General features: G+C 47.6%; 12 protein-coding genes and 1 tRNA gene. 3 read left to right on the top strand and 10 right to left on the bottom strand.

Annotated features, from left to right (window positions below):
- Positions 1-27: 27 nt before the first annotated feature.
- The 5 genes from uvrC to FYJ39_RS20540 all read right to left on the bottom strand — a co-directional run bounded on the left by uvrC (position 28) and on the right by FYJ39_RS20540 (position 5889).
- Positions 28-1935 (bottom strand): excinuclease ABC subunit UvrC, encoded by a 1908-nt coding sequence (gene uvrC, locus FYJ39_RS13850; RefSeq protein WP_154473059.1) that lies wholly within the window; start codon positions 1933-1935, stop codon positions 28-30.
- Positions 1936-1950: 15 nt separating this feature from the next.
- Positions 1951-2160: a hypothetical protein gene (locus tag FYJ39_RS13845; protein WP_154473058.1), complete on the bottom strand. Its 210-nt coding sequence runs from the start codon at positions 2158-2160 to the stop codon at positions 1951-1953.
- Positions 2161-2291: 131 nt separating this feature from the next.
- Positions 2292-3608, bottom strand: a complete 1317-nt coding sequence (locus FYJ39_RS13840) for a putative glycoside hydrolase (protein ID WP_154473057.1) — start codon at positions 3606-3608, stop codon at positions 2292-2294.
- Between the two features lie 300 nt (positions 3609-3908).
- Positions 3909-5528, bottom strand: coding sequence for a mannitol dehydrogenase family protein (locus FYJ39_RS13835; RefSeq protein ID WP_154473087.1), 1620 nt, complete (start codon positions 5526-5528; stop codon positions 3909-3911).
- A 220-nt stretch (positions 5529-5748) separates the two neighbouring features.
- Complete coding sequence (locus FYJ39_RS20540) at positions 5749-5889, bottom strand: hypothetical protein (protein ID WP_178258580.1); 141 nt, start codon at positions 5887-5889, stop codon at positions 5749-5751.
- A 234-nt stretch (positions 5890-6123) separates the two neighbouring features.
- Here FYJ39_RS20540 and FYJ39_RS13830 point away from each other — a divergent pair, with 234 nt between their 5' ends.
- Positions 6124-6342, top strand: coding sequence for a helix-turn-helix domain-containing protein (locus FYJ39_RS13830; protein WP_178258581.1), 219 nt, complete (start codon positions 6124-6126; stop codon positions 6340-6342).
- 239 nt (positions 6343-6581) lie between these two features.
- Here the strand turns inward: FYJ39_RS13830 and FYJ39_RS13825 are convergent.
- From FYJ39_RS13825 to FYJ39_RS13810, 4 genes are all read right to left on the bottom strand, one after another.
- Positions 6582-6654 (bottom strand) — tRNA-Ala (locus FYJ39_RS13825).
- Between the two features lie 219 nt (positions 6655-6873).
- On the bottom strand, positions 6874-8037 hold the full coding sequence (locus FYJ39_RS13820; RefSeq protein WP_154473056.1) for an SAM-dependent methyltransferase: 1164 nt from the start codon (positions 8035-8037) through the stop codon (positions 6874-6876).
- A gap of 208 nt (positions 8038-8245) precedes the next feature.
- On the bottom strand, positions 8246-11782 hold the full coding sequence (gene nifJ, locus FYJ39_RS13815; protein ID WP_154473055.1) for a pyruvate:ferredoxin (flavodoxin) oxidoreductase: 3537 nt from the start codon (positions 11780-11782) through the stop codon (positions 8246-8248).
- A 242-nt stretch (positions 11783-12024) separates the two neighbouring features.
- Positions 12025-13860 carry a VanW family protein gene (locus FYJ39_RS13810; RefSeq protein WP_154473054.1) on the bottom strand — a complete coding sequence of 612 codons (1836 nt, stop codon included), beginning with the start codon at positions 13858-13860 and terminating at the stop codon, positions 12025-12027.
- A gap of 220 nt (positions 13861-14080) precedes the next feature.
- Here FYJ39_RS13810 and FYJ39_RS13805 point away from each other — a divergent pair, with 220 nt between their 5' ends.
- Both FYJ39_RS13805 and FYJ39_RS13800 read left to right on the top strand, forming a co-directional pair.
- On the top strand, positions 14081-14926 hold the full coding sequence (locus tag FYJ39_RS13805; protein WP_154473053.1) for a PHP domain-containing protein: 846 nt from the start codon (positions 14081-14083) through the stop codon (positions 14924-14926).
- Between the two features lie 119 nt (positions 14927-15045).
- Positions 15046-15282, top strand: a complete 237-nt coding sequence (locus FYJ39_RS13800) for a polya polymerase (protein ID WP_178258420.1) — start codon at positions 15046-15048, stop codon at positions 15280-15282.
- A 78-nt stretch (positions 15283-15360) separates the two neighbouring features.
- On the opposite strand, the gene FYJ39_RS13795 is transcribed toward FYJ39_RS13800, so the two are convergent.
- Positions 15361-16935 (bottom strand): nitrite/sulfite reductase, encoded by a 1575-nt coding sequence (locus FYJ39_RS13795; protein WP_154473052.1) that lies wholly within the window; start codon positions 16933-16935, stop codon positions 15361-15363.
- Positions 16936-16966: the final 31 nt, after the last annotated feature.

Raw genomic sequence — 16966 nt, 5'->3', positions numbered from 1 at the left:
ACATACTATCACACTTTAGACAGGTTGTCATGTGTTTTCTCCATTCCCATTTCCAAAATATGGGGTTTCCTTTTTCTCATGAAAGAAACGGTACACAGCCTCTGCTGCTCGTTTATTCATCTGAGGCGCTGCTTCCAGCTCCTCCACATCTGCTGTCCGCACAGCCTCTATATCCTTAAAATGACGCATCAGCGCCTTTCTCCTGGCAGGCCCGATTCCCGAAATCTCATCCAGAATAGACCGCACCTGTCCCTTTCCTCTCAGGCTCCTATGGTACTCGATAGCAAACCGGTGAGCCTCATCCTGTATCCTGGTTATCAGCCGGAATCCTTCTGAATGCCTGTCAACAGGCACTTCCCTATTGTTATAATAAAGCCCTCTTGTTCTGTGGTTATCGTCCTTGACCATACCGCACACAGGAATAAACAGTCCCAGCTTTTGAAGAACCTTCAGGGCGATGTTCACCTGTCCGCGTCCGCCATCCATCATAATCAGGTCAGGAAACCGTGTGAAATTTCCAAGACTTAAATCCTCGCCCTTCTCCTTAAGCTCTTGGGCCTCCTTTATTCCATGGCTAAACCGTCTGGTAAGCACTTCCTCCATCGAAGCATAATCATTAGGGCCCTGAACCGTCTTAATCTTAAACTTTCTATAATCGCTTCGCTTTGGCTTTCCGTCCTCATACACGACCATAGAGCCCACAGACTCCACACCGCTGGTATTAGAAATATCATAGGCCTCCAGCCTGCGCACCCCCTCCAGCCCGATCCAGTCTCCAATCTGATTCATTGCTCCTATGGTCCGAAGCTCCTCCTTCTTAATCCGTTCCTTATCCTGACTCAGCACAAGGGCCGCGTTCTTTGCGGCCAGCTCCACCAGCCGCTCCCTCTCGCCTTTTTTCGGAACTACAAGCTTCACCTTCTGTCCCCTTTTTACAGAAAGCCACTGGCTGATGATTTCCTCCTCAGCCAGCGGATACTGAAGCCACAGCTCTCTGGGAATAAAAGGCGTTCCTGTATAGAATTGCTTTACAAAGCTGTCCAGGATCTCTCCATCGTCCTCCGCAGTAGCTGCTGATACATGAAAATGATCCCTGCCGATCAGCTTTCCCTCCCGTATAAAGAACACCTGAACCACCGCGTCCTTCTCATCTCTGGCCATAGCCACAATATCCCGATCCTCCATACTGGAACTGGTAATCTTCTGCTTCTGGGAAATCTTCTTTACACTGCTCAAAAGCTCTCTGTACTCAATGGCCCGCTCAAACTCCAGCGCCTTTGAGGCAGCCTCCATCTTCTCCTCTAACTGTTTGAGCAACGGCTCGTACCTTCCATTCATAAACTCCAGGGCCTGATTAAATTTCTCACGGTATTGTTCCGCAGAAATATACCCCTGGCAGGGAGCGTCGCATTGCTTAATATGATAATTCAGGCAGGGCCTGTCCTTCCCGATATCCTTTGGCAGGCTCCGGCTACAGGTACGTATATGATACAGCTTGTGAATCAAATCCAGGGTATCCTTCACAGCTCCCATGCTGGTAAAGGGACCGAAGTATTTGCTCCTCCCGTCCTTCTTCCGTTCTCTGGCCATGAAAATCCTTGGAAATTCCTCACCAACCGTAGCCTTGATATAGGGATATCCCTTATCATCCTTAAGCATAGTGTTGTATCTGGGCCTGTGCTCCTTGATCAGGTTGCACTCCAAAACCAGAGCTTCCAGCTCCGAGTCCGTAATAATGTACTCAAACCAGGCAATATGAGACACCATCTGCTCAATTTTTGAGGTCTTATTCCGGCTGCTCTGGAAATACTGCCTCACCCTGTTCTTCAGGCTAACCGCCTTTCCAACATAAATAATTTCATCTCTGCTATTATGCATAAGATAAACTCCCGGACTGGCCGGCAGCTTCCTCAATTCCTCCTCCAAATCAAACATAATGTTCACCATCCTTTAAGCCATATTTCTTTTCGCCTTTTCATTCAGCTCCACGGCTGAAAAAGGCAGGACGGAATGTTTCTGTCCTGCCTTAAGCACCTTCTCTTCCAATCTGTATCTAAGCTCCGTACCCAGAGGTGCTTCTCCCTGCCAGCCTCCTGTATCTATAGCTCCAGGAACCGGCATGCATCCGGTACTAACTGCAAAGAGTCTGATATACCGCACACGCATTGCCATCCATCTCAGCAATCTGTCACAGCCTGTTCTTTAACACTGGTAAATATGATGCTCCCTAAATCCTGGTCTGCTCCATCTGTCATATACACCTACCTGCCGGCATCCTATTTTTAGCCGGCTCAGGAGTCAGAGGCTGGCTCCTCCGGTATCCCTGGCTCTGACTCCGGCTCCGTCGTAGCCTCCGGCAGCAGGGCTTCTCTGGACTCTGCGATCCGCGCCTCCTCTGCAGCAGCCTCTTCGGGAGACAGAAGCCCTCCATAATGATAGCTCACACCTGCATCCCAAAGAATCCACTCATCATATCCTGCGTCATACACCGCCTGAATCTGGGCCCTTACCTGCTCATCCTTGTAATCGATATAATCTGCCAAATAGGAGGCTGTAAAATCCTGAAGCCAGGGCCGCACAATGGCCTGGGTACTGCCCTCCTTCTCAGCCGCCGCCAGCAGCTCCCTGGAGCCCTTCAAAGCATTCCTTATCGTATCATAAGGCTCTTTGTCCGGATTTTCAATACCAAAATTCCCCGGACTATAATGAGAAGGATAAATCATGGGGCAAATATAGTCCAAATACTCCGCCATCTCCGTGTACCTTTGGCCCACTGAGTCCGCGTCCTCCTGGCTGCGCATAATGGTTCCGAATACATCGGCAGATACATAAAGCCCTTCCCTTGCAAGCCTGTCGTAGGCGTAGCTGATAAACTCCGTTATAGCCTCCGTCTTACTGCGTCCCAGGGTATCTGCATCGTCAAAAACCACATCCTTCATGGTGCTGTCTACCGCAAATCGGATATAATCGAACTGGATCTCCTTAAAGCCCAACTCTCCGGCCTGCTTCCCTACCTCTACCAGATAATCCCATACCTCCTGCTTATAGGGATTCACCCAGGCCAGTCCTTTATGATCCCTGTAAATGCTTCCGTCAGCCACATGAAGGCTCCATTCCGGCTTCTTCTCCGCAAGGTAAGGGTCTCTGAAGGCCACCACTCTGGCAATGGGATAGATATTATGCTCCTTCAGCTTCTGCATAAGTCCAGGAAGATCCTTAATAAACACCTGGCAGGCCCCAATCTCATTTACAGTAGGGGAATCCATTGCAAATGTGATCCTGCCCTGATCATCCTTCACATCAATAACCACGGCGTTCAGCTCTGTCCTGTCAATCTCTTCAATAATTTTATCCATCATGTCGCCGGTTCCGGCCACATAAGCAGATACGTAAATGCCCTTAACCTTCACAGCTCCTCTTGGAGGATAGGTGGAAATGGAAATAACCTCTTCTTCAGAAGAAGCTGCCTCTTCTTCCACCTTAACTGTCTGTCCGGTCTCTGGCCGGGAAATTCCCACTGCCGCATTGGACCCATCCTCCAGCGGCTCATACCGGGAGCATCCCACTAAAGCCAGAGCAAGCACGCCTGCTATTATCCACCTTTTCATTGGTAACCTCTGTCCTTTTCTATCTAATATTTCATCTATGATCAAAGGCAAAAAGCCTGTAAGTTCGGTGGTTCCGGCGCATGTTTCCACTCGTTCTCAAATATAATAGCATATTTTTTGCTATTTGTATATAAAATATGACAGTTTTATTACAATTTTATTAATTTATTCCAATTATTGTAAATTCTAATGAGGCTGTCATAAAACCGCGTTTTACGAAATTGCCATGAAAAAAACATTTCTGCTTTACAGCCTCCACATCTTTTACGTATTCTCTCCTTCTTATACATTCATTTAAAACTAAGCCTCTGACAAATGCCTTTTAAGGGTTGCTCTCACAGCGCCCTTGCCCGCTATCAATTCGGCAAACACTTCCTCCACATAGTGTCCCAGTCCGGCCTCATATAAATTAACTCCGAAAATTCTGGCATCGCTTAGAATGGGGGACAGGGCCTCATGCACATCGCAGTCTTCTCCTATCCTTACGCCCTCCAGCTGCTTCGCCAGACTCTCATACATTGGGTCCGGGCTTACGGTAAAGGTGTTTCCCTCGTCATCCACCCCCAAAAGGTAACGGCACCATCCCGCCTGTACCATAGGAATAAACCTTAAGGCTGTTACATCCAGCTTTGGCCTTGCCATATACTCCTTGATGGTCTCCCCGAAACGGATAGACAGCTTTTGAGAAGTATCGCAGGCAATTCTCTGGGGCGTATCAGGCATAAATGGATTGGGCACACGAATCTGAAGGACTTCATCAATAAACTTCCTGGGTGAAAGGATACCTGGGTCCGTTACTACAGGAAGGCCCTCCCTGTATCCGATGCGCTCCACCATTTTAACCAGATCTTCATCCTTCATCTCCTCACTGATCTTGGTATAGCCAAGAAGACAGCCGTATACAGCCAGGGCGGTATGGAGAGGATTCAGGCAGGTGCAGACTTTCATGCGCTCTACACGCTCTACCGTGTCTCTGGTTGTAAATATAACGCCTGCACGCTCCAGTGCGGGACGCCCATTTGGAAACGCATCTTCAATCACAAGATATTCTGTTTCCTCTGCATTTACAAAAGGAGCCACATAGGTGTTTTTACTGGTTATAAGGTTTTCTGTATCAGTAAATCCACATTCCTCCAGCATTTTCTTAACGCTGTCGTCAGGCCGGGGGGTAATTTTATCAATCATGCTCCAGGGAAAAGCAACCGTTTCCGGGTTTTCTATATAAGCAAGAAAGCCTTCGTCTACCAGTTCTCTCTCTGTCCATGCCTTTGCATAGGCATCTACAGCCGCAAACAGCTTATCTCCGTTGTGTGAGCAGTTATCCATGCTGACCAGAGAAAGAGGAGCCTCGCCATGGGTATACCTCCAGTAGCATAAAGCCGCCAGCTTTCCGATGTAGCTGTCCGCCTTATAAGGGCCCGCTTCAAAATCCTTCTGTACCTCCAAACGGAAGGAGCCATCCGGGGCGTAGAGGCTGTAGCCCTTCTCGGTAATGGTAAAGCTGACCATCTGAAGGGTACTGCTTGCAAAAATCTCCTGTAACCGGCTCCAGTCCGCCTCGTCCTGGCGATCCACGGTCAGGGACTCTGCAACGCTTGCAATAACCGTCTTATCAATGGTTCCGTTTGATTTAAGCGTAACCAGCAGGCTCAGATCGTCCTGGCGCCTGTAAGCCTTTCTAATAATTTCATAATCATAGCCCTCGGCCACAATAATTCCTGTCTTTTCTATCCCTTCATTCAACAGCTTCTGCTGAAGCGCCGCCGGAAAAGCCCGGAAAATGTTGCCTGCTCCGAAATGAACCCACTGGGGGCAGGCTCTTGTGGCTTCTTTCATAGCCTTCCTGTTAAATCCTGGCAGTTTAATTCCTGCTGCCGCCCACTGCTCCTTCTGATTACACTCAATGTCTGATAAACGCATCACTTTTTTCCTCCTGATAGAATTGATTTCGGTATTCCCGGTCTCCTGCACTTATTAAATTACATACCTGTATCTTATCACCTGTCAAACAAATAATCCATTTCCCTTTTTGTTGATCACCTTGCAAAAGCTGCTGTCAAAGCCTTGGACACCTTTTACGCATAAAAAAAGACCGCCGCATCCTTAGTATGCGCTCGGCCTTTTGCTCTTTATACCTTTTTTACTCCATTACGGATGATACACCGGCGTTCCCGGTGTCCACAGGCAATTCCATTGCATTTCCTGTCATAGCGTTAGCCATAATCAACAGAGCCGCCAGCATGACCCATGCAAAACCGCCCAGCACCTTTCTAATCTTCATTCCGATCCGCCTCCTGAACATAAGACGGCACCCTTGCCGCTTACACTTGATCTGCTATCCTATTATACAAAATTTTCTGAAAAACGCAAGTCCTTTTTCCTCTTATATCATCTTACCTTTTCCTTTCAAAGACCGATGCTTGTATAATTCATAATTATACGGGGAATTTTGTCGAATCCTGCGTTTATTTATATATATGCTTTGATAAAATACAGCTAGAAAAGAGGAGCCATTGTGATTACATATGAACCATTCTGGAACACCCTAAAGGAATCGGAGGAATCTACCTATACCCTAATTCATGTTCATAAGCTGTCTAGTTCCACAATTAACCGTCTTCGCAAGGATCAGCCCTTAAGCACTACCACGATCAATGATCTCTGCAGGATATTGGATTGCGGCATTACGGATATTATAAGCTATACCCCCTCCAGCAGTGATCCGATCCTTTAGGAGGCATTCTTCCTGTACCCGAATCACCTGACACCGTCAAGCATCCTGCTGCGTCTGAGCACGCAAGGAAATACCTCTGTATTCCAACATGCAGTGTCCCAAATCCGAATTGCATATTCATGATTTTATCCATTGATTCTTCAACTGCTGCCACGTTGAACCATCACATATCATCATGACATACTGGGTAGTCATACCATATAGCCATATCATCACATTGGTTTGTAAACAAAAAATAGTGGAGCATACGGGATTCGAACCCGTGACCTCCACACTGCCAGTGTGGCGCGCTCCCAGCTGCGCTAATGCCCCGACCTGATGATGATACCATAGAATATAGAAAAAATCAAGCATTATTTCTAATCCAGGTACGTCAGGCCCAATAGCATCGCTGATACCTTTCCGCCTCCAGCCTGCTTTTCATTCCAAAAGCTTCCACAGCCAAAATTTCTTTCATACAATCTTGCAGCCTGGTCATCTCTTATTCCTCTTACTATTTACCCTATAATATCTGACTATTCCAAATACACCTTAATACCACCTGACTATAGGAAGTTCATTATTAACTCCCTTCGTTGCCAATATCTGATGAAGATCAATCACACCGTTGTGAAAGGTGGCCGCACAGGAGCAGAGATACAGCTCCCACATTCGCACAAATTCCTCATCAAACATAGACCGAATCTGGTTCTCATGTTCCCTGAAATTCTTCTCCCAGCACAAGAGAGTCTTATTGTAATGATTCCTGAGATTCTCAACATCTAAAATGTGAAAATTGTATTCTGCCATCAAAAAGATAATTTCCCTCAGGCTGGGAATCACCCCACCCGGAAAGATATATTTTTTAATCCATGGATCTCCCGCATGCTCCTTCTGGCTGCTGATAAAATGCAGAAGAAAAACGCCTCCCGGCTTCAGCGCCTGGCTGACACAGTCCAGAAAACAGTTATAATTCTCCCGTCCCACATGCTCCACCATACCTACGCTGACTATCCGATCAAACTCCAGCCCCACTTGCTTTAGGTCTCTGTAATCCATCAGCCTGACCGTCACTAAATCCTCCAGACCTTCCTTCTCTATCCTAGTCCTAAAGCCCTCATATTGCTCCCTGCTCAGGGTAATTCCCGTTCCCCTTATTTTATATTCCTTTGCTGCTCTTAAAAGGAGAAAGCCCCAGCCGCAGCCAATATCCAGCAGGCTCATTCCAGCTTGAAGCCCAAGCTTTTTAAGAATATACTCAGTCTTGTTCACCTGCGCCTCATAAAGCGTGTCCTCACCCGTCTTAAAATAGCCGCAAGAATAATTCAGAGTTTCATCCAGCCATAGCTTATAGAAATCATTTCCTATATCATAATGGAAGGAAACCTCCTTTTTCTGGTTCTTCCTGGAATTCGATGTATGAAGAAGTCCTTTCAGCTTCACCCGGTTCACCTCAAACTTATCCATCTGTCCAAGGAAATGATCCAAAGCCTCATACAAATCCCCTTCCACTTCCAGCTTTCCCTTCATATAGGCCTCTCCCAAAGCCAGGGATGTACTGCCTGTCAACTCCTTTACCGAAATCTGTTCCTTAATATTCACCACAAACAAAGGATTCCCATGTCCGACTTTCTCCTCATGTCCCTCCCATCTAACCAGAAAGGGATAATCCGTAAAACGGTTCAGAAAATGAACCATGGCTTTCTCTTTTAACATATTGGAGCACACATCCTCTCCGCCGGTTCCACTGCTCTGAATAAAAAGCAATTCTATCTAATTCCGGCATGTATTTTTTACCAATATTATCCCCTTCTGGAAGCAATTTATACTCCCCTGCTCCATACAATACATACGCAAAAATCCCGGAAAGCCGAAACTTTCCGGGATTCACATTCCCATACCAGACATTCACTGGCAAGATGAATTAGTCATTGCCGTATAAAGTCACCAGTTTCTCCAGATAAGCATAACGCTCCTTCGCCTCTGCCTCATTGCGAGCAAAGAGCTCAGCGGCTCTCTCAGGATTCTTCATGGCCAGGGACATATAGCGAACCTCACCCTTAAGGAAATTCTGATATTCCTCCAGCTTAGGCGCCTTAGAATCCAGGGAGAATTTCTTCTCAGCTGCCGGGTTGTAACGGAAGTTATTCCAGTATCCGCACTCTACAGCCAGCTTCTCCTCTGTCTGAGCCTTGTCCATACCCTTCTTAATACCGTGGTTGATACATGGAGCATATGCGATAATCAGAGATGGGCCTGGGTAAGCCTCTGCCTCAGAAATCGCCTTAACTGTCTGAGCCATATCAGCTCCCATACAAATCTGCGCTACATATACATAGCCATAGCTCATAGCAATACCAGCCAGATCCTTCTTCTTCACATCCTTACCACCGGCAGCAAACTGAGCCACAGCTCCTGTCTTGGTAGCCTTGGAGGACTGTCCGCCTGTATTGGAGTAAACCTCCGTATCATATACCATAATATTGATATCCTTGCCGGAAGCCAGAACGTGGTCCACACCGCCAAAGCCAATGTCATAAGCCCATCCGTCGCCACCAAATACCCACTGGGACTTCTTAGCCAGAAAATCTTTGTTCTTGACAATATCCTTGCAGACAGGGCAGTCGATTCCGTCTAAGGCAGCAACCAGCTTATCTGTCGCAGAGCCATTGAGAGCGCCGATACCGAAGGTGTCCAGATACTCCTTGCATGCAGCCTTAACTTCCTCAGAAGCCTCAGCGCTTGCCATAACTTCCTCCACCTTAGCCTTTAAACCGTCTCTGATAGCGTTCTGAGCCAGCAGCATACCGTAACCAAACTCAGCATTATCCTCGAACAGGGAGTTATCCCATGCAGGACCCTGTCCTCTGGAGTTAACGGTGTACGGTGTGGACGGTGAGGAGTTGCCCCAGATGGAGGTACAGCCTGTGGCGTTGGCAATGTACATTCTGTCACCGAACAGCTGGGTAATCAGCTTAGCATACGGAGTTTCACCGCAGCCTGCACAGGCACCGGAGAATTCCAGAAGAGGCTTTTTAAACTGGCTTCCCTTAACCGTATTCTCTTTGAACTTGGCAATCACTTCTTCCTTGATTGGCAGAGACTGACCGTAATCAAACGCTGCCGCCTTGTCCAAGCTCTCCTCCAGGGATTTCATCTCCAGAGCCTTGTTGCCCTTCATACCCGGGCAGACATTTGCACAGGAACCGCATCCGGTACAGTCTAATGGAGAAATAGTGATAGCGAACTTCAGCCCTGGCATAGCGGTCATGTCCTTCATCTTCATATCAGCAGGAGCCTTGGCAGCCTCATCCGCATTCATAACAGCTGGACGGATTACAGCATGAGGACATACATAGGAGCAGAAATTACACTGAATGCAATTCTCAGGTATCCAGTTGGGAACCTTAACTGCAATTCCTCGCTTCTCATATGCGGAGGAACCCGATGGTGTGGAGCCGTCTGCATAATCCCTAAAGGCAGATACAGGCAGGCTGTTGCCCTCCTGAGCATTAACCTTGGACTGGATATTGTTGACAAAATCCACTACATCCTTTCTTCCGTCAGTTACCACCGCATAGTCAAGTCCCTCATCCTCACAACAGGACCAGCTAGCCGGAACCTCTACCTTGTGAACGCCCTTAGCGCCTGCGTCAATCGCTGCCCAGTTCTTCTGAACGACGTCCTCACCCTTACGGCCGTAGGTTGCTTTCGCTGCGGCCTTCATCAGCTCATTAGCCTTCTCAGCAGGAATAATCCCTGTAAGCTCGAAGAACGCGGACTGCAGAATCGTGTTGATACGTGTCGGTCCCATGCCGGTCTCAATACCAATCTTAACACCATCAATGGTATAGAACTTAATATTGTGGTCAGCGATAAACTTCTTAACCTGTCCAGGCAGATGCTTCTCAAGCCCTTCCATATCCCATGGGCAGTTCAGAAGGAACGTACCGCCGTCAACCAGCTCCTGAACCATATTGTACTTGCGTACATATGCCGGATTATGGCAGGCAACGAAGTCAGCCTTGTGAATCAGATAGGTAGACTTAATCGGAGAATGCCCAAAGCGAAGGTGAGACATCGTCACGCCGCCAGACTTTTTGGAATCATAGTCAAAGTATGCTTGGGCATACATATCTGTATTGTCACCGATGATCTTGATGGAGTTCTTGTTTGCTCCTACGGTACCGTCAGCGCCCAGCCCCCAGAACTTACAGTTGGAAGTTCCCTCAGGCGTGGTAACAATAGGCGCTCCAAGCTCCAGGGACAGATGGGTAACATCATCAACAATACCAATGGTAAATGGAGACTTGGTCGCGTTCTCATATACAGCAACGATCTGGGCCGGAGTGGTATCCTTGGAGCCCAGGCCATAACGTCCAGTTAAAATCTTAACCTGATCAAACTTGGTTCCCTTAAGAGCAGCCACTACATCCAGGTACAAAGGCTCGCCGATAGCTCCCGGTTCTTTCGTCCTGTCTAATACGGAGATGACCTTTACAGAATCAGGAATCGTATCGATTAAAGCCTGAGCGCAGAACGGCCTGTACAGACGAACCTTTACCACGCCGACCTTATGCCCCTGTTTTGTCATGTAATCAATGGTCTCCTCGATGGTATCGTTTACTGAGCCCATAGAAATGATGATGTGCTCAGCGTCAGGGGCGCCGTAGTAGTTAAACAGCTTGTAATCTGTTCCAATCTTCTCATTCACCTTGTCCATGTACTCCTGAACAATGGAAGGAAGCGCGTCATAGTATGGGTTGCAGGCTTCTCTTGCCTGGAAAAAGATATCAGGATTCTGAGCAGAACCTCTCTGGCATGGATGATTTGGGTTCAGGGCATTCTTACGGAATGCGTCAACAGCGTCCATGTCAACCATTTCCTTCAAGTCTTCATAATCCCAAGTCTCAATTTTTTGAATCTCATGGGAGGTACGGAAACCGTCAAAGAAGTTGATAAAAGGAACTTTACCCTTGATAGCTGCCATATGGGCTACTACTGTCAAATCCATTACTTCCTGTACACTGGACTCGCACAGCATAGCGCATCCTGTCTGACGACAGGCATAGACATCTGAATGATCACCGAAAATAGATAATGCATGGCTTGCAACCGCACGTGCAGATACGTTGAATACGCCTGGCAGCTGCTCGCCTGCAACTTTATAAAGGTTTGGAATCATCAGCAACAGACCCTGTGACGCAGTGTAGGTGGTAGTCAGAGCGCCTGCTGCCAGAGAGCCGTGTACAGCGCCTGCTGCGCCTGCCTCAGACTGCATTTCCGTAATCTGCACTTCACGACCGAAGATATTGGTTCTTCCGTCAGTTGCCCATTCATCTGTAGCTTCCGCCATAGGTGAAGATGGAGTAATCGGATAGATAGCCGCTACATCAGTAAACGCATATGAAGCATGTGCTGCTGCATGGTTGCCATCCATGGTTTTCATTTTTCTTGCCATTTTACTTTCCTCCTACAAATAGTGAATATGTATATAGTATACATGCAAGCCTGCCGCGGAAGGAATTTCCTCACAGACTAACCTGTCTACTATTATAACAATTATTTAACAAATTGCAAATGTTTAATCGTAATTACGCTAAAAAATACAATGTAAAAAGCTGATATTCTATAGGTTTCACAAAAGCCAGAAAAGGCGCCCCAGGCACCCCTCTGGCTTTATGAACATTCTTTTTTTTATAATTATTCTGGCTTCAGCGGCGCAATCACCGGACTTTCCCCACCGGGTCCTAAGCTGCTCCCTGAAGTGGCCTGCGTTCCTGCCGTCGGGACAGGAGCTGCAGTCTGAGGGGCAGGTGCAGCAGAGGAGGGCTGATCCACACCTGGGCCGATCTCCTGGGCGGAGCCTGGTATCGTAGGAGCCTCACCCTGAACATAGCCCTCAGGCATACCGTCTACCGTTGGAACCGGCGTCTCATTTGAAATAGTGGTCTCCTCCGGCAGAAGCACAACGCCGGACGTGTTCCTGCGGATCACAGGAGCATGTCCCTTATAGGTCGTTTTATGATCCAGTGTCCTGGAAACCTCTACCCCGTTCTTATATACGACCTTATAGGTCTCCCATCTGCTGCCCTGGGTACCGGCGCTCTTTACTACCTCTACTCCTGGCTGAAGTGTCTGATCCTCCTCATAGGTTGGAGCCGGAGGATCTAAGGTCTCTGTTTTCTTGGACTCCAAATCCAGCTTCATCCCCTCCTCCAGAATGGGGATTCCGTAAATAGATACGGTCATTTTCTGGTTCGCGTAGCTGGCTCTGATGCCGATGGACGTTTTGGAGGTATTCTTAAACCGGAAATCCGGCTGCTCATAGCTCACAGTCGCGTCCTGTCCAGGGGTAATATAGTTTGGCTCAAAGGTATGAGAACGTCTGAATGTAATGCTTTCCTCCCCCAGACCGGAACGGTATACTGCGTTATACAATGTAGTGGATACCTGGCATACGCCTCCGCCGATCTCCTGAACTACCTCTCCATTATTATAGGCAGCCGCCGCCTTATAGCCCTTTTCCTCTGTACGCCTTCCTACGATTTTATTAAAGGAAAATTCCTCTCCCGGACGGATCACCGTTCCATTAATAGCCTCCGCTGCCAGACGCACATTGGTATTGCGGTTGCTGTTCGAGGTTGTGTCGGTGGTAAAAGTGCTCAGAGTCTTATATTTCTCCTTGGCTGCAGCAGAGCTGATTTCAGGCTGCACCTCACTTCCCTGTGCTTTAAGCTGTGCGTCAAACCGCTTCTCCTTCAATGCCGCAAGTATATCCGCTGTCAGCTTTTCCTGATCAATGGCAAAGCCTGGCGTCTCACCTGCGAATACAAACGCTCCCTTTTCTTTGTCATATTTGTCGATAGAACCGTTCCGGGCCTTTTTGTCCCATTTAGCAGCGCAGGCAGCCGCCTCAGCTGCCGCTGCTTCCTCCAGCCCGTCCAGCTCTAAGGCATATTGCTCCTTTGGCTCTCCGCTGTAAATCTCAGCCAGCAGCTCCTCTACCTTTTCAGCCGCCAAATCAGTCACTTGATAGACTTCCTCCCCGTAGGTTACGGTCATAGACCATGGGTATTCTTTAAGAATGGCGTTTCTGGCCTGGCTTAAGGACATTCCGGTGATGGAAATGCCGTCAACCTGAACCTCCTTGGTAATCTCTGTCTCCGCAGGCTGAGAGGTACTCTCATCCACTTGTATAACAGCTGTCTTTTTGGCCTTTAATGCCAGCGCGATACAGGTAATTAGGATAAGAAGGATCACCCCTATAACAGCTATCTTTTTATAATCAGGCCCCTGTCTTCTTCTGTGGGAGCTGTTCCTCCTGGATGTATTAGCTGCGTTCATCCTTCCGGCTTGTCCTCCCATTCGGTAGGAAGGATTGCTTCTATAGCTGCTGCCTGAGGAGCTCCGTCCTGTGCTTCTTGAACTACCGCTTCTGTTTATCACCGTACTTCTATTAGATCTATTAGAATCCCGGCTATGGCCCCTGTCTGCCGGGTAGCTTCTTCTATCGTAATTATTTTCTAATTGTTTCATCCTTTTCACCTATCATTCTTGATATTTACAAATTGTAGTATAACATACTTTGTGTAAAATGGAACCGTATTTTTCAATTTTTCCAAGGGATTTTACTTATTATGAATTTCGTGTTACTATATATAAAATTAGTATTATTAAAGTGTTAAAAATCATTTAAAATCCCCCTCTCAAAAAACTGAGGGGAATCGTTTCTCATTGAGTTAAGGAGGATTCTGCCATGGCTTACGTGGATTTACATGTTCATTCAAATGCTTCTGACGGCACCTTAAGTCCTGAGCAGGTGGTAAAGCTAGCCGCCGAGGCCGGACTGGCTTCCATTGCCCTCACTGATCACGATACTACCGCCGGAGTAAAAGAAGCGGTGAAGGCAGGGCTAAAATGGGGTGTGGAGGTCATACCCGGAATCGAGGTATCTAGTTCCTTTGAAGGGGTGGAAATACACATTCTGGGCCTTTTTGTAGATTGCTCGAACCCAGGCCTTATTTCCACTCTGGAACGCTTCCAACAGTCCAGAAACCGCCGCAATGAAGAAATACTTCACCGTCTGGAGGACGCAGGGATTCATATAACCCCAGAAGAGCTGACGGGAGAAAACCCCAAAACCGTTATCACCAGAGCTCACATAGCACAAGCGCTTCTCAGCAAAGGATACGGTTCCAGTATGAAACAAATTTTTAAAAAATACCTTCATTACGGAGGACCTTTCTGTCCTCCTAAGGAGCTCCTTCCCCCTGAAGAGGTCATAGGACCTCTGACAACCGCTCATGGCTTCGCAGCTCTGGCTCACCCCTTCTTGTATGGTCTTGGAGACAAAAAAACAGAGGAGCTTATTTCCTGTCTGGCAGGCCTTGGCATGAAGGGCCTGGAGGTCTACCATTCCTCCCACAACCAGTTGGAAATCCGGAAACTTCAGGAGACGGCCGTCCGCTGTCATCTTCTTCCCACCGGCGGCTCTGACTTCCATGGAAGCAATAAACCAGATATTTCCATAGGAACAGGCAGAGGAGGACTTCACGTTTCCTCTCTTCTGCTGGAACATATAAAAAAGTTTTGTAATCCTTAATTTTTTATAAATTATTGTATTGTATTGAGTCTTTCACTTTGCTATAATCATATATGTTGAAGGATTCAACCAGACTTTTCCAGTATTGGTTGGAATGAATACAAACAGGAGGAATTATAGTGAAGGTTCAGAATATTACAGATGTAGAAAAGTTTTTCAACGTTATAGACCAATGCAAAGGAACAGTAGAACTAGTATCCCCGGAAGGCGACCGCATCAATCTGAAATCCAAATTAGCCCAGTATCTTTCAATGGCTACCATTTTCTCCAACGGATATATTAAAGAATTAGACCTAGTTGCCCATGACAAGGAGGACATCGAACGTTTAATTAAATATATGTATCAGGGAGAATAAGCAGGTTGCTTATAACGTCAGAAAGCTAAGACTAGCCCGGAACCGTTCAGCCAGGTTCCGGGCTAATTTCGGCTTACGCTACAGGATAAAGGGGGCCGCTATCTTCTTCACTCCATCGGGATTATTCCGGCTCCACTCTTCAAACCTCATTCCGCTTTCTCTTACGGTCTGTCCCAGAAGCTTTAGAAAATCAGGTATCTTCAATTCCAGCATAACTCCCAGCTTCTCTCCCAGCTTTTCTCTTTCCTGGACATCACAGCCATTATAATGAAGCGTAAAGGCAGGCATAGGAACCTTCTCTATTACCTTGACTCCACCGTGAAATCCCAAGGCTCCAATCTGGTGGGTCCCGCAGGAGGAAGGGCAGCCGGATATATGAATCCGGGGAAGCACTCCATCCTCAAAGCCTTCCCTCCGGGCCATTTCCACCAGATGGTTTAACAGCGCCTGAGAATCACGAACTCCCTGCTGACAGATAGAAGCCCCGATGCATGCAACCGATTCTTCAAAGCTGTTTCTTGCCCCATGTTCTGTAGCCTTCAGAACCTGGCCAGCCTCCTCCCCTGTACAGTTGATTATATAGGCCGTCTCATCCGGAGCCAGGCGAAGCTCCACCTGATCCATATCCTTAATCAGCTCATACATCCGTTTGAAAAAGCCTGTGTCTGGAACGCCTCCCAGCGGATGATATTTCACCGCATAGAATCCCGGCTGCTTCTGCCCAATCACCCGGCTGTCCGCCGGTGCTTTCCCCTGGGCTTGCTTCATACCGGCTCTGAATTTCCAAGCAGGTTCAGAAGCAGGTAAATCCAAATCCAGATTTTCTCCCGAAGCGTATACCTCCTTCAGCTTTTCCCCAAATGCTTCCCTGTAGCTCTCCTCTCCCCCCAAAGAATCCTTCATAAACCGGCTTCTGGCTTTGGCCCGGTTTTCATAATTTCCATAAGCGCAGAAGGTGTTGTACATAGCCCTGATATAATACAGGATCTGGCCCGGAGCCACACCTTGAGCCACTAAAACGCCAAAGGACGGATTATTGCCAAGGCCTCCTGCACTGTACACATCAAAGGTTCCGTCCGGTCTGGCCGTAAAGCCGAGGTCACGGAAGGTCGCATGGGTTATATTTGCTTTTGTATTAGAAAACGCCACCTTCAGCTTTCTTGGAAGCTTCGGCCCTTTAATGAGGGTCATTAAATAGTCTGATGCCGCAAGGGCGTAGGGGAGCACATCAAAATACTCATCTCTCTCAACTCCAGATAAAGGCGATACCATTACGTTTCTTGGAAAATCCCCGCCTCCTCCCCTTGTAAGTATGTTATGGTCAAGGGCCTCCACTGCAATGGCGCATACCGCTTCTTCATTCAAATTATGAAGCTGCACCGTCTGACAGGTGGTAAAATGCACCAGATTGATCTTATAGCGCTCTACGCAGTCTGCAATAAACTTTAACCGCTCCTTATCAATCCGTCCTGCCGGCAGGCGCAGCCGGAGCATGCTGGCCTCGCCTCCTTTCTGGGCATAGCTTCCAAAGCCCCCAGATATTCCTTTGTATGCTTTTGCGTCCAGCTCCTTCTTATAAAATTTTGATGTAGCCTCTGCAAATTCCCTGTATTCGTCTCTCCAATTCTCTGGCCTGAACTCTGTAGTTTCCATCCCTGTTCCTTTCATCTGCTTTATATTTATC

Origin of the sequence: Clostridium porci, from assembly GCF_009696375.1 — a bacterium.
Lineage (GTDB): Bacteria > Bacillota > Clostridia > Lachnospirales > Lachnospiraceae > Enterocloster > Enterocloster porci.
Note: the sequence above shows the minus strand (reverse complement) of the source record. Positions and strands in the feature narration are given on the sequence as shown.

What these genes read in the sequence shown, in the direction of transcription:
- FYJ39_RS13805 (WP_154473053.1), top strand. Translation starts at nt 14,081, where the DNA reads ATGGCTTACGTGGATTTACATGTTCATTCAAATGCTTCTGACGGCACC.
- FYJ39_RS13840 (WP_154473057.1), bottom strand. Translation starts at nt 3,608, where the DNA reads ATGAAAAGGTGGATAATAGCAGGCGTGCTTGCTCTGGCTTTAGTGGGA.
- FYJ39_RS13810 (WP_154473054.1), bottom strand. Translation starts at nt 13,860, where the DNA reads ATGAAACAATTAGAAAATAATTACGATAGAAGAAGCTACCCGGCAGAC.
- nifJ (WP_154473055.1), bottom strand. Translation starts at nt 11,782, where the DNA reads ATGGCAAGAAAAATGAAAACCATGGATGGCAACCATGCAGCAGCACAT.
- FYJ39_RS13820 (WP_154473056.1), bottom strand. Translation starts at nt 8,037, where the DNA reads ATGTTAAAAGAGAAAGCCATGGTTCATTTTCTGAACCGTTTTACGGAT.
- FYJ39_RS13835 (WP_154473087.1), bottom strand. Translation starts at nt 5,528, where the DNA reads ATGCGTTTATCAGACATTGAGTGTAATCAGAAGGAGCAGTGGGCGGCA.
- FYJ39_RS13795 (WP_154473052.1), bottom strand. Translation starts at nt 16,935, where the DNA reads ATGGAAACTACAGAGTTCAGGCCAGAGAATTGGAGAGACGAATACAGG.
- uvrC (WP_154473059.1), bottom strand. Translation starts at nt 1,935, where the DNA reads ATGTTTGATTTGGAGGAGGAATTGAGGAAGCTGCCGGCCAGTCCGGGA.
- FYJ39_RS20540 (WP_178258580.1), bottom strand. Translation starts at nt 5,889, where the DNA reads ATGAAGATTAGAAAGGTGCTGGGCGGTTTTGCATGGGTCATGCTGGCG.